Source organism: Aureispira sp. CCB-QB1 (genome assembly GCF_000724545.1).
In the GTDB taxonomy this organism is placed as follows: domain Bacteria; phylum Bacteroidota; class Bacteroidia; order Chitinophagales; family Saprospiraceae; genus Aureispira.
In genome coordinates this window covers 85,584-106,603 of the sequence record NZ_JHBV01000015.1, presented here as the reverse complement: position 1 = coordinate 106,603, position 21,020 = coordinate 85,584, and the positions used below count along the sequence as shown (strand labels likewise).

Sequence of the window (21,020 nt, the reverse complement as noted above, 5' to 3'; positions counted from 1 at the left end):
TGCTCTAAAACACAAAACAGGATGAACAATTGCTGTCCATCCTGTTGAGTCTATATACGTTATTTACAAAGTATATTATCGTATTAATGTAAATTCACCTTTTACAGTTCTTGTATCTGGATCACTTGCTTTTTTGTAAACAATCATATAGATATAAACCTCTGTTGGTTGAGGAACACCATTAACAGTACCGTCCCAGCCATCTCCATGAGAGGTATCGCCATTGTAAATTTCTTGCCCCCAGCGGTTGAATATTCTAAAAGAACTTATTTCTTCATCTGCTAAAGTAACAGGACGGAATGTATCGTTAATACCATCACCATCTGGTGTAAAGGCAGTAGGAACTCCTTGGAAGGGTGCTTCTACTGTAATCCAAACCGTATCGGTAACACTACAAGTCGTGTCATTTGTTGTCGCACTAGCCGTAACAATATAGGTATAATCTCCTTCTGGATCAGGATTAGCAGTTGTTACGCCAAGTGTAGAATTCGCAATATTAGCATTTCCTGTAACAGGATCAACAATACTAGTCCAAGTATAATCAAAACCAGTAGAACCAGCTGATAATGTTACAGCAGTATTTAGAGGAACAGAAACACTTGTCATGCCTGTAACACTTACAAAAGCATCTACTGTTGGAATAACAGGAGCATTGATGGTTTGACTGGCTGTTGCGGTACATCCATCACTATTGGTAACTGTAACCGTGTGGTTTCCTGCTGCTAAGCCTGTTGCGGTGCTATCCGTACTATTATTACTCCAAGTATACGTAATATTACTTCCACCAGTAGCAACAGCATTTAGCGCACCGATAGGTTGTAAATCACAAGCTAAATTGCCCACCAAGGTAGTAATCGTCACAGTAACATCCGTAGCTTCTTCAACAGTATATGGACCTCCAGTTACCGAACAACCATTAGCATCTGTCACAACAACGGTATAATTTCCTGCTGCTAAGCCTGATAAATCTTCGGTAGTAGCACTATTATCCCAAGCGTAAGTATAGACAGGTGTACCTCCAGAAACCTGAATGTCAATAGCACCAGAATTTGCTGTTGAATTACAGCCAATATTAGTGGTATCAACTAGCGTAACAACCAAAACAGGTGGATCCACTAAAGTGATGGTATCTAAAGTCGAACAACCATTGCCATTATCAGTAATGGTAACTGTAAATGTACCTGAAGGTATCGTAGCTGTATTGGTCGTAGAAGTAGAAGCAGCACCCCAATCAAATGCATATGATCCAGAACCTCCTGAAACAGTTAGGGTAGATGTTCCATCCTCTCCATTACACGATGGATTAACCGATACGTCTGTAACACTCAACAATATTGTAGGATTCACGACAGCTTGTGCCGTTTCAGAGCAACCATTATTATCTGTAACGGTTACGATATAAGTTCCATTAGAAACCGCAGCAAGATCTTCTGTCGTAGCATTATTGTTCCACAAGTAAGTCAATGTTCCAACGCCACCTGTTGCTGTGATAGAAACACTACCATCGGCAGTTCCTGCACAACTATTGTCAACAATATTATCTACAGTAATGAGAATAGGGTTAGGAACAGTTAACGTTGCTTGTGCGGTGTCTGTACAGCCATTAGCGTCTGTAACGGTAACAGTAAATGTACCATTATTCAAACCCGTAACATCACCTGTCGTATCGCTGTTGCTCCAATTATAACTGTAGTTAGGAGTTCCTCCCGTAGCTGTTGTAAAGATATTGCCATCGGCAGATCCACTACAGAATGGATTATTAAAGGAGTCTACTACAATAGCTAACACAGATGGTTCTGTAATGGTAATACTTTGCGAGTCAATACAAGAAATTGTAGGAGAGCCTGGACCACCAGAAATAGTATCTGTTACAACTAAAGTATAAGTTCCTGCTACTAAATTACAGATAGTATCCATATCAACGGTGCCGTTAGACCAAGTCAAATTCATTGGACTTCCGCTACCACCTGTTACAATGGCACTAACACAACCAGAAGAATCGTTGTTACAAAGTAAGTTGGTTGGCGTTAAAGCTATGTTGATAGCAGGATTATTAATACAGCTAGGATTAAGCGTACTACAGTTATTAGTTCCAGTAGGACTTAGTGGGCAAGCCCCTCCTGTACCATCGTTCCCACGAACAAGAATCGTATAATTTGTGTTGCTATTTAAGCCTGTTGCTGTAGTTGCCAAAACGTTCCCTACATTAACCCAAGTAGCACCACCATCTAAACTATATTCATAAAAGCCTGTAGCAGGTAAACCTAAGTCAGACCAGCTAAAACTAAGGCTATTGACAGAAGAACTATCACAAATAACCGTAGGAGTGTTTAGCCCAGAAATAATATGTACGGTTGTCGAATCACTGTAAGTACAAACACCATCTTGCACAGCTACTGTATAAGTAGTCGTCGCTGTTGGAGTAGCAACAGGAGAGGCTACATTGTTGGCATTTAGTGTAGCTGCAGGTGTCCAGTTATAAAATGGTCCAAAAACTTTGGGACTAAAGCGATAAGCAACATTGGTAATTGGTCCACTTGCTTGTCCTTGAGTAGCATTTAAGCTTGAATGATAGTGAGCTACTGTGCCATCACCATTCTCAATACCAATTGTAGAAACCCCCAATGTATTGCTCGTAATATGTATTTCGATAGAATTGTCAGATTCATTCAAGATAGCTTGTGTAGTTGTACTTGTACTACCTAGCCAGTTTTGGATACCATTGAAATTTACAACAAGTTGTCGATTAGGGGCTGTCCCTACTACGTAGTAGTTGATGCTACCTCCGTTGCCAACATCCAAGTCTTCCCATGAAAGCGCAATGATGTTTTCGGGATCACCAGCAGCAGGTAAAGTAGCACCAGGCAAGAAGCCTGCGTTGGGGCCCAAGGCATTGAATGTAATAAATCCGTTGGTGTGGATGTAGAAAGTATTAAAGCTATTACAATAAAAATCAAAATCAAAACCAATAGGTAGTGCAGCAGAAATACCTTCGTCTGTAGCTCCAAAAGTAGATGTTGCTGTAAAATTGGAAACCGCTGTTCCGCCAGTTGTTGTTAATGGAGCAAAAGGAATGATACTTACATCATAATCATCACAAAGAGCTGGTGTTAATGTATCCGATAAAGTAACCAATAAATTTGAGTTGCCACCAGAACAAACCGAATCAGGAAGCGCACTTGCCGTTACCGACATATCTGGATAGTTAAGCACCATTGTATCGCTCATAGGACACAAGCCACCATAGTTGTAATCGACAACAATAACTGTAGAATCATTAGAACTTGTACTAGATGAGACAGGAATGGTAATCGTTGGGATTCGGGTGGTCGTACTAGAAAAGCTAACTGCTGGACCACTGATTTGACGCCAATTATAGCTAGAGCTACCTAAGATTGTTGTGGGAATAGAATCAGCTACGACTTCAAAACTAGCTCCAGAACAAACCGATCTGTTATTTAAACGAACACCAGGAACAATAACTTGGACATTGAGCAAGTCAAAACAACTACTGTCGCTAAAACCACCCGTATATAAATCATTTCTCAATCCAATATTAAAGTTATTAACCCCAATCTCTTCTTGAGTTGGTGTTATTAAAGCAAGTACATTCAAAGAATCAAAACTAACTGGTGCATTAGGATTGGTAACTAAGATGGTATTGTTCGTAAATGCATCGTTAATAGTTGTAAATGGACCATACAAATTTAGCGTATCATTTAATGAACCAGATGCTCCTACATTAATCCCTAAAGTATTGTTAGGACAAACGACAAATTGATTGATACCATTTGTCGTATCTGTAATATAACCTTGGTTACCAAAAGCTACGCCTAAGGTGTCAATATCGTAAGGAATTTCACACGGACAGGCTATACTTCCTGATCCTGAATTTTGTGTACTAAAGATATTGGTAGCAACATTGGCATAGTTTGTAACCATTAAAATATAAACTTCACCTGCTTGCGCATTGGGAATGGTTACTTGTTCTTGACTAACAGAGCTATAACTACAATCTGCGATGTTACCCCATTGTCCCCCTTGTCCCATAGAATCACAAGCAAGTCCTGCTGCTGCAATACTCGTAAATGGTCCCCAAAGGATAAAATCAATGTCAACATTAGCTGTATTGTCTAGAGTAAAGTCAATTAATCCAGATTGTTCAATCGTTAAAGAAAAATAACTTGGATTGCCTTGTGTACCTAAACAGTCGTAATTGGGACCTGCGGGAGCTTGGGGACCAGCCCCAGAACCTGTACCGTCAAAATTGGCAGGGTATTGAGCAATACCACTACAAAATGGACTTTGAAAAGCACCTGAACAATCAGGAGCTTGTGCATTGGCTTGGTTGAACCAACCAAGGCTGATACAACACAAAACAATAATACTATATAATCGTTTCATTATAAATTAGAATTTTAAAAATAAAGCATTGAACTTTTATCATCTGCTAACTACTCTGCAAATAAATCCTCTCATTTTTGTGGAGCAATTTTAGTAAAAGTTGAGAACTCTTATGGTTTGATTCTATTTGGGTTAGCGTCATATATTTCAAGGAATATTTAGCTAACAAGGTGAGAATATTACTTTATAGGTAGTAGTTACCTGTAAAGAGCAAAAGAGGTTCGTAAAAAAGGCTCACTTAAAAAGTATTATTTATGCTACAGTGTGCTAAGTATTGTTATGGGAGCATATATGCATATGATTGATAAAAAATCCCTTTGATTAGTTGATTCGTGCCATTTGATATTGGCACAATACAAGAACAAAGGCAACTCGACAAGTTGAGTTGACCATACTACAGTAGTATATTAAGGGAATATTGCACCCGATATCTCATGACAGATACAGTATTTTAGCAGACTATTCAAGTTTTGTTTGTTGAAATTAGTAGTTCGTTAATTACTTCGTGAGCACTTTGCTTTTAGTTAGCGGTGCTGCTATTACGTGGTTTCAACGAACTATTGTGAAATAAAGATGATTAGAAAAATCAAAGGGCTATTGAGCTGCTTTTTTTAAAGCAATTTGTTTTTGCTTTTTCTTTGCATTTTCAAGATGGAATTCTAATGCTTTTATCTTTTCAAGATTAAGCGTTAGCGCCTTTTGATATTTTCCGATTAATGCTACATCTGTACTTTCGCTTTCGTGTAGGTTTTTGATAATCGCAACTAGTCGTTCTTGATTTGCTATTAGCTCTTTCATGGAACGTTGTTGAGTTTCAAAAGAGGAAGAAGAAGCAATCTTGTTTTTGCCACAAGTAGAGCATTGTTTGTGTGCTTCTTTTTGTTGTTGAGTTAAGGCTTTTAAATTAACTTTTTTTGCTTGAGGATACCGCCTCATAAGTTGATTTTCAGCCTGCTGATGTGCTCTTGTTGCTTCGGTTTCGGATTGCGCAAACAACCCTAACGGTGCAATAAGTAACAGGAGGATTAACTTTTGCATGATGTTATCGTCTTAAATGATTAAAAAAAATATTATAGTTCCCTGAATCTAAGTTGCTTGAGTGCTTTTTTAAAATAACACTTAAAAAGAGTAGAATTAGGACAGGGGAAAGTGCCTTAAAGTTAATATAAAAAATGTTTAAGTTAAAGAAAAAATAATAATCCTTATAAAACATTTTTTCATAAAAAAGGACGATAAGCCTAGAAGAATAAAAAAAGTCATGCTTTGAAACCGACCTTTTCCCAAAAAAAACATACTTTGATTGGCGATGCAAAACAAAAGCACTTTTTTAAAAGTATTCAAGCACATTTTTTTCTATTTAAGAAATTGTGCTTTAGTGTTTTATTTTAATTTTGTGTTAACTTTTTAAAGAGTGTTTGTTGGATTGATAAGTTTTTAAAGGATAAAAATATTTATGGAAGACATTTTTAGAGGGATTTTGGGAATTACAGTTTTGGTTGCTGTATTGTATGTTTTTTCTTCAAACAAAAAAGCAATTGACTGGAAATTGGTAAGTATAGCCTTAGGGATGCAAATCATATTTGGATTAGCGGTCTTAAAGGTAGATTTTGTGCGAAGCGTTTTTGACTGGATTGGTAGTGGTTTTGTTAGCGTATTGGAGTTTACCAAACAAGGATCTACTTTTGTTTTTGGTGGCTTGATGGATCCCTCTAATGCTGGATTTATTTTTGCTTTTCAGATTTTGCCTACTATTTTATTCTTTTCTGCTTTGTCTTCCATCTTATATTACCTAGGCATTCTACAACGAGTTATTTATGCATTAGCTTATGTAATGACTAGAGTAATGCGTTTGTCTGGAGCAGAGAGTTTGGCTGCTGCTGCCAATGTCTTTATTGGACAAACCGAAGCACCTTTAATTATCAAGCCGTACTTAGATAAAATGACCAAGTCAGAGTTATTGTGCTTGATGGTGGGAGGGATGGCAACTATAGCAGGTGGTGTCCTAGCAGCGTACATTGGTTTTTTGGGAGGAGATGATACGGCATCGCAAGAGGAATTTGCAAGGCATTTGTTAACCGCTTCTATTATGTCTGCCCCAGCAGCGATACTAGCCGCAAAAATACTATATCCAGAAACAGAAGAGGTTGATACTAATTTGGAAGTGCCTAAAGATAAAATTGGAAACAACCTCTTGGAAGCAATTTCTAACGGTACTTCTGATGGATTGAAATTAGCGGTTAATGTAGGAGCGATGTTGATTGTATTTATTGCTTTAGTAGCGATGTTGAATGCAATCTGTTCCAATACTTTGGGGGAATGGGTTGGATGGACTAGCGATGGCTCTTTTGCATTGTTGGGGGATGCCTTTTTGCCTCATCAGGATACTTTAGTTCAGGCGATACAAATACCTCTGCCCCCTACAGAAGAAATGGTTAAAGTCGTAGAGGAAACAATTGTAACAGGTTCGAATGGGGTAGATAGTATTGCTTTTACAATAGTAGAAGAAGCGCATTCTGTTCCTAGGTTTGATATTGTTTACGATACCTTATTGAGAAACGAAATGGATATTCGTTGGGCTGTTATTGGGCAAGAAACAGTAACAGGGGCAAATGGTATAACAAGTACAGTTCCTGTAGATGGCTGGGTTTTATATGCAGATACAAAATCTAATATACCTTTGGATACTTTAAGTTATACGGGCAATGAAATGAATAGAATGTCTTTGAATATGTATACCAATCAAAGTACAGAAGGAAGATTTCCTGCATTTAATCTAGAGTATATCTTAGGGGTAGTTATGTCTCCAATTGCTTGGATATTGGGAACTCCTTCTGAAGATATTTTAACCGTAGGGCAGTTGTTGGGTAAAAAAACAATCTTGAACGAGTTTGTTGCTTATGCTGATATTCCTTCGGTTAGTGATAATATTACACATAAATCAAAAATTATAGCTACTTATGCTTTGTGTGGTTTTGCTAACTTTGCTTCTATAGGAATTCAGTTAGGAGGGATTGGCGCAATTGCACCCGAACGCCGAACAACACTAGCAGAGTTTGGTGTAAAAGCTTTGATTGGTGGTACCGTTGCCTGTTTCTTGACAGCTACGATTGCAGGGATGCTTGTCTAGTAGCTTTTTGGGGAGAGGGAACCAACGTCGGTTATACTGATGATTGAAAATTTGGAGATTACTTATTTGATAAAGTAATACATTTGATTAATTTTGCGCCTTATTGTTGCAAGATTAAAAAGAACTGAAAATTACTAAAAAGTAAAACAATGAAAGCATTTTTGTTTCCTGGGCAAGGCGCTCAATTTGAAGGAATGGGGAAAGATTTATACGAAAATCATGAAACTGCCCGTCAATTGTTTGATCAAGCCAATGAAATTTTAGGTTTTGATATTACTAAGGTGATGTTTGAAGGAACCGCAGAAGAGTTGCGTCAAACAAAAATTACACAACCTGCTATTTTTTTACATTCTGTAATTACAGCAAAAGTAAAAATGGATGAGGCAGAAGTCCCTGCAGCAGTTGCTGGGCATTCTTTAGGAGAATTTTCTGCCTTAGTAGTTAGTGGAGCGATGACTTTTGAAGATGGTCTTTTGTTGGTTTACAAAAGAGCCATGGCCATGCAAAAATCTTGTGATGAAACAGAAGGTACGATGGCTGCGATTATGACGCCTGATATGGACTTAGTAGAGTCAATTTGCAATGAGGTAGAAGCTGTTGTGGTACCTGCTAATTATAACACCCCAAGTCAGTTGGTTATCTCAGGATCTTTAGAGGGAATTGAGCAAGCATCTAAGTTGTTGGAAGAAAAAGGAGCTAGAGTTATTCCATTAACAGTAGGAGGAGCATTTCACTCTCCTTTGATGGATTCTGCAAAGCAAAGCTTACAAGAGGCCATTGAGAGTACGAAATTTTCTACTCCTATGTGCCCAGTTTACCAAAATGTAACGGCTAAAGCAACAACAGATATAGACGAAATACGAACAAACTTGATTAATCAGCTAACTGGTTCTGTTCGTTGGAGTCAAACGATACAAAATATGTTGGAAGATGGTATAGAGCACTTTGTTGAAGTAGGAGGTAAAGGTCGTATTTTGTTGGGAATGGTTCGAAAAATCAATAGAAAAGCACAAATGGAAATGTTGTAAAATTCTCATATACAATATATTACTTTGCTTTAAAACGCTTCTTAGTGAACCTAAGAAGCGTTTTTTTTGTTCTGAAATCATATCAGGTATACTTCAGCATAATTTTTGTAGCATTGAATCACTAAAAAGAACATTCCTCAGCTTATTTATGTAATTGATATTTTTTCAAAAATCAGTATTGTAAAACGCAAAACTTACCAATTACAATTTAAGTAAGTAGTCCAAAGGAATCGCCCCCTAAAAATAAAGCTTTTTAAGATAGGCACTTTGGGACAATTGCTTAAACAACTTCCAATTGAACAAACTACCTATTTGTTCAACTTATTATTAGCTAATTTTTAAGCCTTATTTTATTATGATAACAGGAAGATACACAATAAGCATTTTTATACTTGGGTTATTATTTTTTGTAATTAGTTGCAAACGTTCCATAGAATTTGATCCAACTGATTTGATAGATGCCAGAGATGGCAACCGATATTCTACGATTAGATATGGTAATCAGCGTTGGATGGCAGAGAATTTGAACTATGACTTGAACAATTCAAAACTAAATCCCAATAACCCCATTTCGGAATATGGTCGTTTGTACACCCTTGAGCAAGCTTCTATCGCTTGTCCTAATGGTTGGCATTTGCCTACGGATGAAGAATGGCAAGCAATGGAACAACACTTGGGAATGGGAGCTGTAGAATTAGGCTTTGTTGGTTATCGAGGAGGAAATATCGGGCGCTCTCTGAAATCTTCTACAGGATGGTTGCTCAAGAATGGTAGCAATGAATTTGAGTTCAATGTGTATCCTTCTGGTTTATATAATGATGTCAAAAATGCCTTTGAAGAGTTGAGTTATAAAGCCTATCTTTGGACAGCTACCGAAGCAAACAATCATACTGGTTATTATAGAGGATTAACCAAGGATTTTGATGGTTTTTATCGGGATACTATTAGTAGAAGCACAGGGTTATCTTGTCGATGTGTAGAAGATTGAGATTGTTTTTGTAGAAGCATAAAAAATGAGCCACTCTACTTGTTATAGAATGACTCATTCAACTATTTTTTTAGGATAGAATCTATGCTATCTATTGTATTGATTAACTATAAATTTCTGAACCTTGATCAATAAACTCTTGAGATTTTTCATCCATACCTTTTTGTAGCGCAGCAGCTTCATCAGCTTTTAATCCCGCAGCGTAGTCACGAACTTCTTGTGTGATTTTCATAGAACAGAATTTAGGACCACACATCGAACAGAAATGAGCGATTTTTGCCCCTTCTGCTGGAAGTGTTTCGTCATGATATTCTCGTGCAGTATCTGGATCTAGTGATAGATTAAACTGATCGTTCCAACGGAATTCAAAACGAGCTTTACTCAAGGCATTGTCACGGTGCTGAGAACCTGGGTGTCCTTTTGCCAAATCAGCTGCGTGTGCAGCAATTTTATAGGTAATAACACCATCTTTGACATCTTTTTTGTTGGGTAATCCTAAGTGTTCTTTAGGGGTTACATAACAAAGCATTGCTGTTCCGTACCAACCAATTTGAGCTGCACCAATAGCAGAAGTAATATGGTCATAACCAGGAGCAATATCAGTTGTCAAAGGACCCAATGTATAGAATGGAGCCTCAAAACAATCTCTTAATTGTTTGTCCATATTTTCTTTAATCAATTGCATTGGAACATGACCAGGACCTTCGATCATTACTTGAATATCGTGTTTCCAAGCAATTTTTGTCAACTCTCCCAATGTTTCTAACTCTCCAAATTGAGCAGCATCATTGGCATCTGCCAAACAACCTGGACGCAAGCCATCTCCTAAAGAAAAGGCAACATCATAGGCTTTCATAATTTCACAAATATCCTCGAAATGCGTGTATAGGAAGTTTTCTTTGTGATGAGACAAACACCATTTGGCCATAATCGACCCACCTCTAGAAACAATCCCTGTAATACGATCTGCTGTCAGTGGTACATAACGCAACAAAACACCAGCATGAATTGTAAAATAAGAAACCCCCTGCTCGGCTTGTTCAATTAATGTATCTCTAAATATTTCCCAAGTCAAATCTTCTGCTTTACCATTTACTTTTTCCAAAGCTTGATAAATCGGTACGGTACCAATTGGAACAGGAGAGTTGCGAATAATCCATTCTCTTGTTTCGTGGATGTTTTGCCCTGTAGACAAATCCATAATGGTATCAGCTCCCCAACGACAAGCCCAAACCGCTTTTTCTACTTCTTCGGCAATACTTGATGTAACAGCAGAGTTACCAATATTAGCATTGATTTTTACTAAGAAATTGCGCCCAATAATCATGGGTTCAGATTCAGGATGATTGATATTATTAGGAATAATAGCACGTCCTGCAGCGATTTCATCTCGAACAAATTCAGGCGTAATAAAACCTGTTGGAATATTGGCTCCGAAGCTTTGACCAGGGTGTTGTTTGAAGTCAACGCCTTGTTGCATCAACTCATCTCTACGTTGATTTTCTCGAATAGCAATGTATTCCATTTCGGGAGTAATAATACCTTTCTTGGCATAATGCATTTGAGAGACATTGCATCCTTTTTTAGCACGAAGTGGTTTGTGTTGTAAAGAAGGGAAGCGCAAGTGATCCAAGCTGTCGTCTTCTAGACGTTCTTGACCATATTTAGAACTAATGCTGTCCAAATATTCTACGTCACCACGATCCAAAATCCATTGTTCACGCAAACGTTTGATACCTTTAGTAATGTCAATGTTAATAGTAGAATCGGTATAAGGACCACTCGTGTCATAGACTGTTACAGGAGCATTTCTTTCTACTTTACCCGTTCCTTTGTGAACAGTGTCTTCCAAGGTGATTTCACGCATAGCAACTTCTATATCATGAATTTTTCCTTTTACATAGATCTTTTTCGAGGCTGGAAATGGATCTTTCGTAATAATGCCTTCACTTGGAATTTTATCTTTTTTCATAATCTCAATTTTAGACCCTATATCGGGTGTTAACACTAGCCCCCTTGTGTGGCAGTTATGATGGTTACTTTATCTTGCTCTTTCAACAAGAGTTCTGTCCAATTGTTTTTGGGAATAACTGTATTGTTTACAGCGATAGCAATTCCCGTTTTGTTGGCTTTACCCAGTTGTTTTACTAAGTTGATTAATGTCAAAGGAGCATCATAAGTATGCTCTTTTTGGTTGACCCAAATTATCATATGCTTACAAAGTAAATTATTCAATAAAAAAGGAGAGGAAAGACAATAGAGCGGCGACTATAGAAAACTTCTTATAGTAGTGCAACTTTTCCCTACGACAGTACGAACTGTATCAGGTAATAAGGGTCTTTCTCAGTGCAATTACAAGCACACCCCTAAAGCTAAAACAAAGTTAGTAAAAAAAAGATAAGGAAGGTACTCCTTATGATGGTTTTTCAATTTGCTACAGGAGGATATCAGCAAGCGTTGTTGGTAAACTTGAAACGTACTACAAAGTTTTTTAAAAATAATTGTTATTGAATATCAATGTGTTGGTGTAGGGCGTCTTCCAAAAAATGGTGTAATGCAAATGTTTGTTCAGCACCTAGTTTCTGACCCAATTGACTAATTAAGTACATTAAAATCCCTGTTCCAAATAAAATTGGTATCGCCCAAGAAAAAGAAGTAATGATTCCTAAATTGTATTGACAGCCTTCATAAATTCCAACAAAAAGAATGGATAATAAGATAGCGCCATAAGAAAGTGCAAAAAGTGTCCAAATATTAGGATTGGGACCATAGAGCCCTCTAATGAGGGTTTTTCCATCAGACAATTGTTCAAATTCTATATGCAAATGAGGTGACCAGTAGTGTTTTTCGCCTCCTTTTATTCGTACGATAAAATGCCCTTTGACAGATTTAAATGTAAAACTTTCGTGGCTTGTTTTGAGTTTTTCTTCCATCTCTCTTTTGATTTGTGCAGGGCTAGATTTTGTTGTAAATCTAAATCGAGGTCTTATTCTAAAGCTTGTCATATTAGGTCTTTTTGGCTGTGATAATGTTAAAGAATGGAGACGCTTCTAAATACGGTGTCGAAGGGGAATACAAGTGGGGTATTAGGATCAAAACTATGCTGAAAATTGTCTAAATACCTACCGAACATTCTATTCAGGATAGTTCCGAAATGACAATTATAAATATATACATAATATTGTGAATGTGGAAGGTGGTGGGTCAAAAAAATAGATAAGAAATTTGAAATAATAAAAAATAGAGTTCATCCAAAATTGTATTATTAACAGTTTTTAACAATTAAGAAAGCCAACTTTTTGATGAAATACAGCATCTATCCAATTGAAAGTGCACAGAAGGTGGACGCATTGACTGTTGCCCAAATATGATTTTAAAAGAATGGCTTGCCTTATAGATTGATTCAATGCGGCAAGCTGCTAAAAATTAAAACAAGATGCTTTATAAAAGAAATCTCGTACTGTCCGTTGTTGGTCTATTGAGTCTAGCAAGTTGTCAGTATACTTCCACAAAAAATGCAAGCACACCAACCACCACCTCCACCATCACCACAAAAAATATTAATCAGTCTCCTCAAAAAAAATGCTGCACCAAAACAGCTTATGACCACTCTGTTATTCAAGCCAAATTAAATTCTTTGGAAGCACCTGTAGCAAAAGGCTGTGTCTTTAGGACTATTTTTAAAGAAGAGTCTGCCGAAGGTTTTTTAGAATATAAAACACCAAAAAATATAAAATCGGCTCTGGACAAAAGTTTAAAATGGACAATAAAAGCACAACATGAAAATGGAGGTTGGGGAGCTGGATTAGGGTCTATGCAACAAATTCGAGACCCACATGCTGTTAAAACAGACCCTGCAACGACTTCTATGGTGGCAATGGCGCTTTTGCGTACTGGAAATACATTGACGGAAGGGCAATATGCTGCGTCTTTGGTGAAAGCAACCAAATATCTACTCAAAGAGATAGAAGAAACCGAAAAAGATGTATTTATAACCACGAAGAGAGGAACTCAAATTCAGAGTAAATTGGGACAAAATATAGATGCTGTTATTACAGCTCAATTCTTTTCTAATTTATTAACCAAAACCGAAAAAGACCACGTTTTAGTAGCTCCAATTAAACATGGTTTGGATATATGTGTACAAAAAATCCAAAATACGCAAGATGAAAAGGGGAGAACAGCTGGAGGAAGTTGGGCAGGTGTTTTGCAGTCTTCTATGGCAAATGCAGCACTAGAAGCAGCTGAAATGAATGGAGCAGGTGTTGATCAAGAAAAGTTAAGAAAGGCGAAAGAGTATCAAGAAGAAAATTATGACCCTTCAACAGGTGCGGCGAAGACAGAGGATGGAGCGGGAATTATGTTATATTCTATGTCTAGTTCCGTGCGAGCAAGTGCTAAAAATGCTCGGAAAGTTAGAGAAGAAGTGGCACAAGCGAAAAAAGAGAAAAAAATACCTAGCAATGCTCCTGTAACAACAGAAACTTTGGTTGATTTGGGGTATAGTAAGGATGAAGCAGTTAAGATGAATACGTCTTATCAAGTCTATGAATCTGCTAAAGAAGAAGCGCAAACAGCTCGTGTTATGAATGGCTTTGGTAATAATGGAGGGGAAGAATTTATCAGCTTTTTGCAAACTGGAGAATCTATGGTTGTAGGGGGTGATGATAGCTGGAAAAAATGGTATGATAATGTTTCTGCTAAGATGTTGGCTATTCAAAATGCTGATGGTAGTTGGAATGGACACCATTGTATTACAAGTCCTTCTTTTTGTACAGCCACTTGTATTTTGATTCTTTCTATTAATAATGATGCTGAACTACTATCAACAATGGGAGCCTCCCAATAAGATTGTAATTGCAACAGTGCGAGATTGTAAATGGACTGTAATTGCGCACTTTTAAGAAAAAACAAACCTATGGTTAGTAGACACCTTTTGGTCACTAACCATAGGTTTTGTTTTTATAGACAATTGATGAGGAATCTACTTAGTCGATAAAAAATGGTAATAAGAAGTAGAGTGCAGAAAAAAGAGGACAACTTTTTTTGATAAATTTTGTTCCTCAATGTTAATGTATAATAACTGATGAGAGGGAGGTCTTGCATCTTGCTCACTATCGGATATTTATTGCAGAGTATAGCTTGAGGTTTATAAAATAACTAAGGAAATAAAATTAGGGTAAATCGTATTTTGTATTAGATTTGAAGTCTTAGTCTTAGGTGTTCTAAAAATTAATAAAAGAAGCCATTCTAAAGGATTTGAGATTACTATACAAACGATCGCTACAATCGTACAATTATGAGATTATCGTTTTCCTAATTAATAAGTGATGTGGATAAAAAAAACTGATAAATTTTGATTTTTGTGATTGCAGAAATAAAGTGAAAATGGTACTTTTGTCGTCTATCTAGCTGTTTCAAAAGCTGAGAGTGCTGGTAGAGTGAATTATAAAATATTTTAGTGATGGGGAGTTGTAAAAAGACTAAATAGATACTTTATGAAGCCGAAAAAATATTCTAAAACAAACTTACCAGAAAAAATTTGTATCGTTTGTAAACGACCTTTCTTGTGGCGTAAAAAATGGGAAAAATGTTGGGATGAAGTAAAGTATTGTAGTAAAAAATGTCGCAAAGAGTCTTCGAAACAATAGTCGGTACACAACAAAATCTAACCAATTAGAAAAAATGCATAGTTTCAATATTAATTAACAAGTAGACTGTTGCCCCCAAAATATGCAAGCAATCAATGAACCATTTAAATAAATAAAAAGCATGAAAAACATTGTAATCGGGATTGTGTTTTGCCTCATAATAAGCAATCTTGTAGGGAGTTGTGGAAAAAGTCAAAAAGTGATTGACTGTTCTTTGGTATATGGTACTTTAGTAGATCCTAGAGATGGAAGCCGCTATTCAACAGTAACAGTTTGTGATGATGTTTGGATGACACAAAACCTTCGTTATGAAGTTCCTGGAGTTGTCAAAGATCCTATTTCTTTGGGAGTAGAATATGGTGTCTTATACAATTATGAGCAAGCGAATGGTGCTTGTCCAGAGGGATGGCATCTGGCGACAGATGAAGATTGGAAAAATCTAGAAAAAGCAATCGGAGTAACTACTGAAGAATTAAATAAAACAGGCTGGAGAGGCGAAGAAGCAGGCGAATATTTAAAATCTTCGACTCAGTGGCAAAAAGGTAAGAAAACTTATACGCCAATTTCGTTTAGAGTGTTGCCTGCTGGATATTCTGACGGAACGTATCAAGGTTTGAAAGAAAAAACTCGCTTTTGGACTGCTACAGAAGCTGGTGCTGAGTCTGCATGGGTTAGAGAGTTAGCGATTGACAACAAAAAAATTAACCGCTCAGAAGGAAAAAAATCAGATTATAATTCTTGTCGTTGTGTGTTGAACTAAAATATCGTGAAAATATAGTACTTCTGAAAGAAGTAGGGGCTTATTGTTGATAATCAGGTGGCTATTGGTGTTTGCAATAAAGGATGTAATTTGTTGTGGTTAAAAAAATGCAAATTTGTAGAAAGTTAAATTTTAATCTTGGGAACCTTCTTCCTATAAAAATTGTAAAATTAGCGTACTAAATGTAAATTGAGCCATGAAATACCACCTAATGTTAAATGGGCTTAATTTATTAGAATAGTTTGTTTGTTATTTTTTAGATTGTATTTGAAGTGTACTTAAATAAGAGAATTCTATATGATTTTCTAAACAAGAACAAGTGAACTATTGTTATCACACTAAAACATACACATGAGTTTAAGCGAAGTAGTATTACTTATTGAAGATTTAGATTTGGTTGCTTTTTATGGTCAAAATGATAATAACCTTAATGCTGTGCGCAAAGCTTATCCTGACGTAACAATTACTTCTAGAGGAGGAATGGTCAAATTGAATGGAGAAAAAAAGCGTGTACAAGAGGTTAAGGGGAAATTGGAAATGATGACCAAGATGCTTCGCCAGTACGGAGAATTGAGCAAGGCTAATATCAAAGATATTTTAAGTGGAGAAAATCCGTTTCTTACCAAGGTAAAGAAAGACAGCAAAAATATTATTGTACATGGTCGAAATGGAAAACCCATTTTGCCAAGGACTCAGAATCAAAAAAAGTTAGTCGAACTTTCGAACGAAAACGATATCTTGTTTGCTATTGGACCAGCTGGAACAGGAAAAACCTATACGGCTGTAGCCTTAGCCGTTCGTGCTTTAAAATTGGGTATTGTAAGTCGAATTATCTTGACACGACCAGCTGTAGAGGCTGGCGAAAACTTGGGATATTTGCCAGGGGATTTAAAAGACAAAATTGATCCTTATTTGCGTCCTCTCTACGATGCACTAGATGATATGATTCCACCCGATAAGTTGGCGTTGTATATGCAAAATAGAGTAATTGAAGTAGCGCCATTGGCATTTATGCGTGGTCGTACGTTGGATAATTCTTTTATTATTTTGGATGAGGCACAAAATACAACAGAGACTCAGTTAAAGATGTTTCTAACTCGTCTGGGACCTTATGCAAAATGTATTATTACAGGAGATTTGTCCCAAATAGATTTACCTCGCAAGCAGCAGTCAGGTTTAATTAAGAGTTTGAATATTTTAAGAAATATCGATGGTATTGGTATGTTGCAACTAACTAGTGCAGATGTAGTGCGTCATCGTTTGGTGAAACAAATTATTGATGCTTACGAAAAGCATACAGAAACAAAACCAATTCCCAAAAAAGGAAAAAAAGCTGAGGAAAAAGACGAAGATTCTGCTAAAGATTCTGAATAATAGTTTATCTATAAAAATTACAAGAAAGTCACTTTGGAATTTAATTCAGAGTGACTTTTTTTATGAGATTAGAGATCTTAAAAAAAATGCCTTGGGAGAAAGGAGGTGCGGCAATTTATAATGAACTATTGATTTTTAAATATAAAATCTTATCTTGTTCATTCTGAAATTATATCTAATAATCGTGAACACTTACTTACAAAAGAATGGCAAAAACAAAAAAGAAACGTGAGGCTGTAGAAGAGATTGCTCAACATCAAAGAAACGAAGGTATTGCTTTGGATATGAATTATGTTAGAAGCCTAAATGTTAATAGAAGTGCCGTAGAACGTAGAGCTGCCACGATAGGCACCCGTCGTTCTGTCAAAAAAGAATGGCAAGCTGCCTGGTTATTAAGAGCGGTTACATGTATTGATTTGACGACTTTAGCAGGAGATGATACCCCTAGTAATGTACAGCGTTTGTGTGCCAAAGCTAGGCAACCTGTGCGCCAAGATTTGTTGGAAGCTATGGGTATGGAAAAAATGGGAATTACAACAGGGGCAGTTTGTGTTTATCATAATTTAATAATAGAAGCTAAAAAGGCTTTGAAAGGTAGTCATATTCCAATTGCCGCTGTGTCTACTGCTTTTCCTGCCGGCTTAATTCCGTTGAAAGAACGTTTAAAACAAATCGAACTTTCGGTGGCAGCAGGAGCAGAAGAAATTGATATTGTTATTCATCGGGCACAAGTTTTAACAGGAGATTGGGAAGGACTTTATCAAGAAATGAAGCAAATGCGTGCTGCTTGTGGAGCTGCCCATATGAAAGCTATTTTGGCAACCGGAGAACTTTCAACATTGACCAATATAGCCAAGGCAAGTCATGTTTGTATGATGGCAGGCGCAGATTTTATCAAAACAAGTACAGGAAAAGAATCTGAAAATGCGACTTTGCCAGTTAGTTTGACAATGTTGCGAGCCATTCGCGATTATCATGAACGAACAGGCTACAAGGTAGGATTCAAACCAGCAGGAGGTATTCGAACCGCAAAACAGGCTTTGAATTGGTTGATTTTGGTCAAGGAAGAATTGGGAGATGAATGGCTAAACAATACCCTGTTTCGTTTTGGTGCCAGTAGTTTGTTGGGAGATATAGAACGCCAGTTAGAGCATTTTGTAACAGGACGTTACTCGGCTTCTTATCGTCATCCAATGGCTTAAATTGTTGAACTGTTTTAGGCATACCATGTAAAGGCTTAAATTAAAATGTAGAATTAAACAATGAGTATTAAGAAAATATTTGAAACCATGGAATATGGTCCTGCACCAGAAAGCACAAAAGCAGCTTTTGATTGGTTGAATACACACAACAATAAATTTGGGTATTATTGTAATGGTAAATGGGAAACTCCATCTACTAAAACTTATTTCCCAACGATTAACCCTTCTAATCAAGAGGTGTTGGCAGAAATAGCACATGCTGGAGAAAAAGATGTTAATAAAGCGGTAAAAGCTGCCAAAAAAGCACTCCCTCAATGGGGTAAATTAGGTGCTCATGGGCGGGCTCGATACTTATATGCTTTGGCACGAAAAATTCAAAAACACGCTAGATTGTTTGCTGTTTTAGAGTCATTGGACAATGGTAAACCAATTCGAGAATCTAGGGATATTGATATTCCATTAGTTGCCCGCCATTTCTATCATCATGCGGGGTGGGCACAGTTGATGGATACTGATTTAAAGGAATATAAAGAGGTTGGGGTTATTGGTCAAATAATTCCTTGGAATTTTCCTTTGCTAATGCTTGCTTGGAAAATTGCGCCTGCTTTAGCGATGGGGAATACCGTTGTGCTCAAGCCAGCAGAATCTACCTCCTTAACAGCATTACTTTTTGCGGAAATTTGTGACCAGATTGGTCTGCCAGCGGGAGTTGTTAATATTGTAACAGGGGAAGGAGATACTGGTGCGGCAATTGTTAATCATCCCGATATAGATAAGATTGCTTTTACTGGATCTACAGAGGTAGGGCGCATTATTCGCAAAGCAACAGCAGGAAGTGGGAAAAAACTGTCGTTGGAGTTAGGAGGGAAATCTCCGTTTATTGTATTCGAAGATGCAGACTTAGATTCTGTTGTAGAAGGAATTGTAGATGCAATTTGGTTCAATCAAGGGCAGGTGTGTTGTGCTGGTTCTAGACTGTTGGTTCAAGAAAGCATTGCAGAAAAGTTATATGCAAAAATTAAAGCTCGAATGGCAAAGCTGCGAATAGGAGATCCACTAGATAAGTGTATAGATATGGGGGCGGTAGTAGATGGAACCCAACTCAAAACAATTACCAAACTAGTGCAACAAGGCATTGAAGAAGGAAGCAAGGTGTATCAAGTAAAAGACACTTGTCCCAAAGATGGATTTTATTATCCTCCGACTTTGTTAACGAATGTACAGCCTGCTTCTACCGTGGCGCAAGTTGAAATTTTTGGACCTGTTCTCGTCGCTATGTCATTTAGAACGCATAAGGAAGCGGTTAAATTAGCTAATAATACGAAATATGGGTTGGCAGCTAGTATCTGGACAGATAATATCAATTTAGCGTTAGACGTAGCTCCAAAGATCAAGGCTGGGGTTGTTTGGGTAAATTGTACCAATGTCTTTGATGCAGCGGCAGGATTTGGAGGGTATCGTGAATCAGGCTTTGGTCGTGAAGGAGGAAAAGAAGGACTATACGAGTACATGGATTTGAAAGTTAAGGACACATTTAGCGATGTTCCGTTTGAAAGACCTAGGACAAAAGAACTAGAATCTTTAACATTGGATAATTTGCCAAAGATTGATAAAACGGCAAAAATGTATATTGGGGGGAAACAGACTCGACCAGATGGAGGCTACTCTATTCAAGTATTTAATCCAAATGGAGTATATATAGGAGATGTTTCTGAAGGAAACCGCAAGGATATTAGAAATGCTGTTGAAGCCGCTTCAAAGGCGAATAGTTGGGCGAGTAAAACGGGACATGCACGAGCACAAGTACTTTATTTCCTCGCTGAAAATATGGAGTATAGAAAGCAAGAGATAGCAACCCGAATAGCACAATCTATTAGCGTTAGTATGGAGGCAGCGGAGGAGGAAGTGAACCTGTCGATTGAACGAATTTATTATTATGCTGCTATGGCTGATAAATATGATGGACAGGTGCATCATACCACTTCTAGAAATATCACTATGGCAATGCCCGAAGCCATCGGAACAATGGCCGTTATATGCCCTAATGAAGCCCCCTTATTAGGTTTTGTATCTACGATTATGCCTGTTCTAGCAATGGGAAATAATGTTGTTGTTGTCCCTTCTGAAACAGCTCCTTTATTAGCAACAGATTTTTATCAACTATTGGAAACTTCCGATGTGCCAGCAGGTACAGTAAATATTGTTACTGGAAATCAAGCAGAATTAGCTAGCGTTTTGGCAAAACATGATAATGTCGATGGCATTTGGTATTTTGGAAATCAAGAAGTTTCTAAAATGATTGAGTTGGCTTCTGCTGATAACATGAAACGAACTTGGGTGGCGAATGGGAAGTATCGCAATTGGTATACGGTTGAGCACGGTCAAGGAGAAGTTTTCTTGAGACAGGCTAGTCAAATTAAAAATATTTGGGTGCCTTATGGGGCATAGAATATGCCTTATTATAAGGTAAATAATTCAAGCCAATT

14 protein-coding genes and 1 riboswitch are annotated in these 21,020 nt (G+C 37.3%); of the genes, 9 read left to right on the top strand and 5 right to left on the bottom strand.

Annotated elements, in window-relative coordinates; genetic code table 11:
- Window positions 1–75: 75 nt before the first annotated feature.
- Entirely contained in the window at window positions 76–4,404 is a 4,329-nt protein-coding gene (locus tag CG11_RS06595) for a T9SS type B sorting domain-containing protein (protein WP_052594370.1), read from the bottom strand.
- Between the two features lie 594 nt (window positions 4,405–4,998).
- A complete protein-coding gene (locus CG11_RS06590; RefSeq protein ID WP_052594368.1) occupies window positions 4,999–5,442 on the bottom strand; it encodes a hypothetical protein in 444 nt (147 codons plus the stop codon).
- 415 nt (window positions 5,443–5,857) lie between these two features.
- On the opposite strand from CG11_RS06590, the gene CG11_RS30800 reads away from it, so the two are divergent.
- The 3 genes from CG11_RS30800 to CG11_RS06575 all read left to right on the top strand — a co-directional run bounded on the left by CG11_RS30800 (window position 5,858) and on the right by CG11_RS06575 (window position 9,547).
- On the top strand, window positions 5,858–7,531 hold the full coding sequence (locus tag CG11_RS30800) for a NupC/NupG family nucleoside CNT transporter (RefSeq protein WP_052594366.1): 1,674 nt from the start codon (window positions 5,858–5,860) through the stop codon (window positions 7,529–7,531).
- A gap of 149 nt (window positions 7,532–7,680) precedes the next feature.
- Window positions 7,681–8,559 (top strand): ACP S-malonyltransferase, encoded by an 879-nt coding sequence (fabD, locus tag CG11_RS06580; RefSeq protein WP_052594364.1) that lies wholly within the window; start codon window positions 7,681–7,683, stop codon window positions 8,557–8,559.
- Window positions 8,560–8,914: 355 nt separating this feature from the next.
- The gene (locus CG11_RS06575; RefSeq protein WP_052594363.1) at window positions 8,915–9,547 is read left to right on the top strand and encodes an FISUMP domain-containing protein; all 633 of its coding nucleotides are present in this window, start codon (window positions 8,915–8,917) and stop codon (window positions 9,545–9,547) included.
- Between the two features lie 103 nt (window positions 9,548–9,650).
- Here CG11_RS06575 and thiC read toward each other — a convergent pair whose 3' ends face one another.
- From thiC to CG11_RS06560, 3 genes are all read right to left on the bottom strand, one after another.
- Window positions 9,651–11,519 (bottom strand): phosphomethylpyrimidine synthase ThiC, encoded by a 1,869-nt coding sequence (gene thiC / locus CG11_RS06570; RefSeq protein WP_052594361.1) that lies wholly within the window; start codon window positions 11,517–11,519, stop codon window positions 9,651–9,653.
- A 35-nt stretch (window positions 11,520–11,554) separates the two neighbouring features.
- Window positions 11,555–11,758 carry a sulfur carrier protein ThiS gene (gene thiS, locus CG11_RS06565; RefSeq protein ID WP_052594359.1) on the bottom strand — a complete coding sequence of 68 codons (204 nt, stop codon included), beginning with the start codon at window positions 11,756–11,758 and terminating at the stop codon, window positions 11,555–11,557.
- Between the two features lie 72 nt (window positions 11,759–11,830).
- Window positions 11,831–11,925: riboswitch (TPP riboswitch) on the bottom strand.
- Window positions 11,926–12,051: 126 nt separating this feature from the next.
- Window positions 12,052–12,552 (bottom strand): hypothetical protein, encoded by a 501-nt coding sequence (locus CG11_RS06560; protein WP_052594357.1) that lies wholly within the window; start codon window positions 12,550–12,552, stop codon window positions 12,052–12,054.
- Between the two features lie 431 nt (window positions 12,553–12,983).
- On the opposite strand from CG11_RS06560, the gene CG11_RS06555 reads away from it, so the two are divergent.
- From CG11_RS06555 to CG11_RS06535, 6 genes are all read left to right on the top strand, one after another.
- On the top strand, window positions 12,984–14,396 hold the full coding sequence (locus CG11_RS06555; protein WP_052594355.1) for a hypothetical protein: 1,413 nt from the start codon (window positions 12,984–12,986) through the stop codon (window positions 14,394–14,396).
- A 649-nt stretch (window positions 14,397–15,045) separates the two neighbouring features.
- Window positions 15,046–15,198, top strand: coding sequence for a DUF2256 domain-containing protein (locus CG11_RS29185; protein WP_072010989.1), 153 nt, complete (start codon window positions 15,046–15,048; stop codon window positions 15,196–15,198).
- Window positions 15,199–15,319: 121 nt separating this feature from the next.
- Window positions 15,320–15,958, top strand: coding sequence for an FISUMP domain-containing protein (locus tag CG11_RS06550; RefSeq protein ID WP_052594352.1), 639 nt, complete (start codon window positions 15,320–15,322; stop codon window positions 15,956–15,958).
- 351 nt (window positions 15,959–16,309) lie between these two features.
- The gene (locus tag CG11_RS06545) at window positions 16,310–17,332 is read left to right on the top strand and encodes a PhoH family protein (RefSeq protein ID WP_052594350.1); all 1,023 of its coding nucleotides are present in this window, start codon (window positions 16,310–16,312) and stop codon (window positions 17,330–17,332) included.
- A 206-nt stretch (window positions 17,333–17,538) separates the two neighbouring features.
- A complete protein-coding gene (gene deoC / locus CG11_RS06540) occupies window positions 17,539–18,534 on the top strand; it encodes a deoxyribose-phosphate aldolase (RefSeq protein ID WP_052594348.1) in 996 nt (331 codons plus the stop codon).
- A 60-nt stretch (window positions 18,535–18,594) separates the two neighbouring features.
- Window positions 18,595–20,982 carry an aldehyde dehydrogenase family protein gene (locus CG11_RS06535; RefSeq protein WP_052594346.1) on the top strand — a complete coding sequence of 796 codons (2,388 nt, stop codon included), beginning with the start codon at window positions 18,595–18,597 and terminating at the stop codon, window positions 20,980–20,982.
- The last annotated feature ends 38 nt before the right edge of the window (window positions 20,983–21,020 follow it).

Excerpts from the sequence above, each read along its gene's own strand:
- CG11_RS06595 (WP_052594370.1), bottom strand. The coding sequence starts at position 4,404 with ATGAAACGATTATATAGTATTATTGTTTTGTGTTGTATCAGCCTTGGT.
- CG11_RS06590 (WP_052594368.1), bottom strand. The coding sequence starts at position 5,442 with ATGCAAAAGTTAATCCTCCTGTTACTTATTGCACCGTTAGGGTTGTTT.
- CG11_RS30800 (WP_052594366.1), top strand. The coding sequence starts at position 5,858 with ATGGAAGACATTTTTAGAGGGATTTTGGGAATTACAGTTTTGGTTGCT.
- fabD (WP_052594364.1), top strand. The coding sequence starts at position 7,681 with ATGAAAGCATTTTTGTTTCCTGGGCAAGGCGCTCAATTTGAAGGAATG.
- CG11_RS06575 (WP_052594363.1), top strand. The coding sequence starts at position 8,915 with ATGATAACAGGAAGATACACAATAAGCATTTTTATACTTGGGTTATTA.
- thiC (WP_052594361.1), bottom strand. The coding sequence starts at position 11,519 with ATGAAAAAAGATAAAATTCCAAGTGAAGGCATTATTACGAAAGATCCA.
- thiS (WP_052594359.1), bottom strand. The coding sequence starts at position 11,758 with ATGATAATTTGGGTCAACCAAAAAGAGCATACTTATGATGCTCCTTTG.
- CG11_RS06560 (WP_052594357.1), bottom strand. The coding sequence starts at position 12,552 with ATGACAAGCTTTAGAATAAGACCTCGATTTAGATTTACAACAAAATCT.
- CG11_RS06555 (WP_052594355.1), top strand. The coding sequence starts at position 12,984 with ATGCTTTATAAAAGAAATCTCGTACTGTCCGTTGTTGGTCTATTGAGT.
- CG11_RS29185 (WP_072010989.1), top strand. The coding sequence starts at position 15,046 with ATGAAGCCGAAAAAATATTCTAAAACAAACTTACCAGAAAAAATTTGT.
- CG11_RS06550 (WP_052594352.1), top strand. The coding sequence starts at position 15,320 with ATGAAAAACATTGTAATCGGGATTGTGTTTTGCCTCATAATAAGCAAT.
- CG11_RS06545 (WP_052594350.1), top strand. The coding sequence starts at position 16,310 with ATGAGTTTAAGCGAAGTAGTATTACTTATTGAAGATTTAGATTTGGTT.
- deoC (WP_052594348.1), top strand. The coding sequence starts at position 17,539 with ATGGCAAAAACAAAAAAGAAACGTGAGGCTGTAGAAGAGATTGCTCAA.
- CG11_RS06535 (WP_052594346.1), top strand. The coding sequence starts at position 18,595 with ATGAGTATTAAGAAAATATTTGAAACCATGGAATATGGTCCTGCACCA.